At 62.5% G+C, this 5048-nt stretch carries 5 protein-coding genes; all 5 read right to left on the bottom strand.

Annotation, left to right across the window (positions count from 1 at the left end):
* On the bottom strand, positions 1 to 1238 hold a 1238-nt coding region (locus tag AC1DX0_RS30925), incomplete at its 3' end, for a replicative DNA helicase (protein WP_477358238.1).
* Positions 1239 to 1458: 220 nt separating this feature from the next.
* On the bottom strand, positions 1459 to 2436 hold the full coding sequence (locus AC1DX0_RS30920) for a small ribosomal subunit Rsm22 family protein (RefSeq protein ID WP_477358235.1): 978 nt from the start codon (positions 2434 to 2436) through the stop codon (positions 1459 to 1461).
* A 1-nt stretch (position 2437) separates the two neighbouring features.
* Positions 2438 to 2761, bottom strand: coding sequence for a YnfA family protein (locus AC1DX0_RS30915; RefSeq protein ID WP_477219389.1), 324 nt, complete (start codon positions 2759 to 2761; stop codon positions 2438 to 2440).
* An 80-nt stretch (positions 2762 to 2841) separates the two neighbouring features.
* Positions 2842 to 4134, bottom strand: a complete 1293-nt coding sequence (locus AC1DX0_RS30910) for a class I SAM-dependent methyltransferase (protein ID WP_477219388.1) — start codon at positions 4132 to 4134, stop codon at positions 2842 to 2844.
* 176 nt (positions 4135 to 4310) lie between these two features.
* Positions 4311 to 4895, bottom strand: a complete 585-nt coding sequence (rplI, locus tag AC1DX0_RS30905) for a 50S ribosomal protein L9 (RefSeq protein WP_027045355.1) — start codon at positions 4893 to 4895, stop codon at positions 4311 to 4313.
* Positions 4896 to 5048: the final 153 nt, after the last annotated feature.

Below are 5048 nucleotides of genomic sequence, written 5' to 3'. Positions count from 1 at the left end.
GAGCCGGATTCACGCAAGTCGGAGAGCTGCGGGCGTTTGTCCTCGCGGCTTTCGACCTGACGCGACAGCTGCGACAGCGCGATGATCGGCACGGCCAGTTCCTTGGCCAGCGCCTTCAGGCCCGTGGTGATCTCGGTGATTTCCTGCACGYGGTTCTGCGAAGACTTGGCGGATGAGCCCTGCATCAGCTGGATATAGTCGATGACGATCAGGTCGAGGCCGCGCTGGCGCTTCAGGCGACGCGCGCGGGCAGACAGCTGCGCAATGGAAATACCGCCGGTCTGGTCAATGAACAGTGGGATCTTTTGCATGGTTTGCGAACAGGCGACCAGCTTTTCGAAGTCCATTTCGGTGATTTCGCCGCGGCGAATCTTCGAGGACGAAATTTCTGTCTGTTCGGAAATGATACGGGTGGCGAGCTGTTCCGACGACATTTCGAGCGAGAAGAAGCCGACGACACCACCATTGGCCGCCTTGAACGAGCCATCGGCCTGCTGCGCCGGCTCATACATCTCTGCAATGTTGAAGGCGATGTTGGTGGCAAGCGATGTCTTGCCCATGCCTGGACGGCCAGCGATGATGATCAGATCGGACGACTGCAGGCCGCCCATGCGGCGGTCGAGATCGCGCATGCCGGTGGCAAGGCCCGACAGGTGGCCGTCGCGCATATAGGCGGCGTTGGCCATGTCGACCGCGGTCTTGACCGCGTCGGTGAAGCTTTCGAAGCCGCCATCGTAGCGTCCGGTTTCGGCGAGTTCGAACAGCCGGCGCTCGGCGTCCTCGATCTGCTCGGAAGGCGACATGTCGACCGGCGCGTCATAGGCGATGTTGACCATGTCCTCGCCGACGGTGATCAGCGCGCGTCGCGTCGCCAGGTCATAGATGGCGCGGCCATAGTCGGTGGCGTTGACGACGGTGACGGCTTCCACCGCCAGCCGTACGATATATTGCGCCACCGTCATGTCGCCGACCTTTTCGTCGGCCGGCAGGAAGGTCTTCAGCGTGATCGGCGTCGCCACCTTGCCCATGCGGATGAGCTCGGCCGCGATTTCGAAGATCTTGCGATGCAGGGGTTCGTGGAAATGGCCTGGCTTCAGGAAGTCGGAGACACGATAGAAGGCATCGTTGTTGACGAGGATGGCGCCGAGCAGCGCCTGCTCGGCCTCGATGTTGTTCRGYGCCTCRCGATAAAGCGGTTGCTGCTCCGCCACGCCGAATTTTCGCGCTGCCTCTGCCATGATGTCCCCGATTTCGATCCCGGCCTTTCGATATCAGAACGAGACGAAAGCGTGCTGACCTTTCTGCATCACCACACGACCAACCGGTCTTGATGCCCGTTGTTCACAGGAACGGCGAACCGTCCACAGGACAGTGTTCCTGTGTCCCGATTCCGGTTGACTCGGAGAAGCGCAAATCCCTAACCGAGTCGCTGGAACAGAGCAAGAACAATTTTGACGGTCACGTGCTTGTCCCGTCCAGCGTATCGCCCCAGTCCAGGCGCCGCGCMGCCTTGAACAGMTSRCCGTCRCGYTTGGTGAACAGTTGTTCGCCGGCGCTGCCGTCCGGTTCGCAGAGCTTGAGTGACACCTTACCGGAACCGGATTTCGGCGGTGCGATAACCCGCGCAAGGCGAGACGCGGCCGGCTGGCGCGAAGCGGCGACATAGATGAATTTCTCGTCTTCCCAAGGCACCTCCGCATCCTTGGCCAGCCGGTGCAGGCGGGAGCGGGCGACGCGGCGCGAAAAATGGCACCAGTCGGGAGGGTTGATCGGGCAGGGCGCCTCATGCGGACAAGGCGCCAGCAGATGCGCACCGGCCGCGATCAACTGCGCGCGCACCGCCAGAATCCGCTGCCAGCCGGCCGGCGTGCCCGGCTCGATGATCAGCAATATGTCTGTCGTCAGCTGCCATAGCCGGTCGACCATCTTGGGCAGCGATGCCGGCACGATCTCGTCCAGCACATAGGCGCATGTGACGAGGTCTGCCGGCTGAAGGCCGGCAAGGTCTGTTGTGACGTCGCCGGCCTGCCAGACGGTTCGGGTTGTGATGGCATTGGCGGCAAGCGTCTCGCCGACCTTGCGCACCGCTGCACTCGCTTCCAGCAAAACGGCCTGTTCGAGATCAGGCCAGAGCTCGCTGGTGGCCCAAAGTACCGTACCAGGACCGGCGCYGACATCGAGCAGGGTTTTCGGCATGAAATCCGGCCGGGCCACGCTCAGCGTGTCGAGGCTGGCGCGGACCGCGGCATAGGTCGCCGGCAGCCGCGTCGCCAGATAGGCTTTGACCGCCATGTCCTGTGCCATGTGAAGACGGCCGTCGCGCAGTTCGGCGCGGTAGCGGTCCGAGAGCGTTTTCGCTGCCTGCTTCAGCTCCGGCAGCGGTACTTTTTCCAGGATACGATCGACAGCTTGTCGAAGAGAGGCCGGCAGTTCCACGCTAGGCTCCTCGCGGTGCGAGCAGGATGATCGAGGCGCCGGCTATGCAGAGCGCAGCACCGCCAAGGTCCCAGCGGTCGGGCCGCACGCCCTCCACCAGCCACAGCCAGGCCAGCGAGGCGACGATGTAGATGCCGCCATAGGCTGCATAAGCGCGACCGGCCGCGTTGGTGTCGACCAGCGCCAGAAGCCAGGCGAATAGAAGCAGCGAGACGAAGCCCGGAGCCAGCCACAGCGGCGATCTTTCCAGCCGCCACCATGCCCATACCGAAAAACAGCCGGCGATCTCGGCCAGGGCCGCGGTGGCATAGAGGAGATAGGTCATGAAAAAGGCCTCGCGACGATCACGAGGCCTTTTTCGGGGCAGGGGCCGGGAATGGCAAGCGCCAATGGCGATAGGCGTTTCTACTCCGCCACCTTGCGGCGCCGGGCGGGCTTGGCGGGCTTCGCGACGGGAGCCGCTTCGCGGCGGCCCATGTCGCGTAATTCCAGCGCCTTTTCGCATTTGGCCATATAGTCGCGGGTCATCGGCAGGGTGTCGTTCTTCTTGGCGATCTGGAACTGGAATATGACCAGATCCTGCCAGCGGAAGGCGGCTTCCGAAGCGGCCAGATAGAATTCCCACATGCGGCAGAAGCGTTCGTCGTAGATGGCCTTGGCCTTGTCGCGGTTGGCGGCGAAGCGCTGGCTCCAGTGCTTCAGCGTATCGGCATARTGGAGCCGCAGRATCTCGACGTCCGTGACCACGAGGCCCGACTTCTCGATCGCCGGCAGCACCTCCGACATGGCCGGTATGTAGCCACCCGGGAAAATATACTTGCGGATGAAGGCGCTGGTCGCCCACGGCACGCCGGAGCGGCCGATCGTATGCAGGAGCATGACGCCATCGGGCTTCAGCAATGTTGCCGCCTTGTCGAAGAAGGTCCTGAAGTGGTTCACGCCGACATGTTCGAACATGCCGACCGAAACGATGCGGTCGAAGCGTTCGTTGAGTTCGCGATAGTCCTTCAGCTCGAAATGGACGTGGTTTTCCAGGCCTTGCGCATGCGCCCGGTCGGTGGCGACGCCATGCTGTTCGGTCGACAGCGTCACGCCTTGCACGTCGACGTCGAACGCCTTGGCGAGATAAAGGCCGAGCCCGCCCCAGCCGGAGCCGATGTCGAGCACGGTCTGGCCGGCCTTCAGCCTGAGCTTGGCGGCGATATGGCGCTTCTTGGCCGCCTGCGCCTCGTCCAGGGTCATGTCCGGCTGCTCGAAATAGGCGCAGGAGTACTGCATGTCTTCATCGAGGAAGAGCCGGTAGAGGTCGCCCGACAGATCGTAGTGGCGCTGCACGTTGCGGCGCGAACGCGAGGCGGTGTTGATCTGCTGCAGGCGGCGGAAGGCGTGGCGCAGGCCCTCGATGGCTTTCGACCAGGTCGCGTCGATGCCGCCGCTGCCCATGTTCTGGAAGGCAATGCGCATCAGTCCGAGCACGCCGCCTTCGAGAATGTCGAGTTCGCCGTCCATGTACGATTCAGGCACCGCCAGCATCGGATCGAAGGTGATGGCGCGTTCGGCATGTCGGGTCTTGATGTGCAGGTGCACCGGCTCGCCGCTGCCGTCGCCGAAGACGAAGGTGGCGCCTTTGGGCCCGGTTACCTTGAGATTGCCCGTGCGCACCAAGCGATCGAGAACGCGCTTCAGCAGAATATTCATAACCAAATGTCCCCTCACGGTCAGACTGGCTGCCTTAATTCTGCAACAATATATAGGGGTTCGAAAAGTTCCATTTGGTACAAAAATGCCCGGGCGAGAGGCCCGGGCATTGGTCCAGAAAGGCTGGATGACGACAAAGTGATCGGAGCGCTGCTCCCTCGCTTGTCGTACCGCGATCAGGCGTTGTCTTCGCCGCCTTCGAACTCGGTGTTCGGGTCGAAGAAGTTCTCCGGCCGCGCATTGTCGTTGATGTCGTCGCCATAGATGGCTTCGGCGGTGGTCAGCGTCTCGCCCTTGGCCTGGCGCTCGGCTTCGTCGGCCGTACGCGCGATGTTGAGGCTGATGGTGACCTCGACTTCCGGATGCAGCGCGATCGCCACATTGGTGACACCGATGGTCTTGATCGGCTGGTTGAGCAGGATCTGGTTGCGGTTGACCGAGAAACCTTCGGCCGTCAGCAGGTCGGCGATGTCGCGGGTCGACACCGAACCGTAGAGCTGGCCGGTCTCGCCGGCCGAACGGACCGCGATGAAGCTCTTGCCGTCGAGCTTTTCAGAAACCTGGGTGGCTTCCGACTTGCGCTCGAGGTTGCGGGCTTCGAGCTGAGCGCGCTGGCCTTCGAACTTCTTCTTGTTGGCTTCRTTGGCGCGCAGCGCCTTGCCCTGCGGCARCAGGAARTTGCGGGCRAASCCGTCCTTGACCTTGACGGTATCGCCCATCTGGCCGAGGCGGGAAACGCGTTCGAGAAGAATCACTTGCATGGTCTTGTTCCTTCGTCTGGGCACCGATCGCGGGATCGGCGCGGAAATGAATGGAACAGGTCAGGAAGCTCGGGCGCCTTGGCGCCGGTGTCGCTGTCCTGCCTGTCGCGGCAGTTAGAGGCTTTTCACCTCAACTCGGGATTTCAATGCATG

It is taken from the genome of Mesorhizobium sp. P3_A9 (assembly GCF_056402975.1).
This window is presented reverse-complemented; position numbering and strand designations above follow the sequence as displayed.

Coding starts and splice junctions, on each gene's coding strand:
- AC1DX0_RS30915 (WP_477219389.1), bottom strand. CDS start 2,761: ATGACCTATCTCCTCTATGCCACCGCGGCCCTGGCCGAGATCGCCGGC.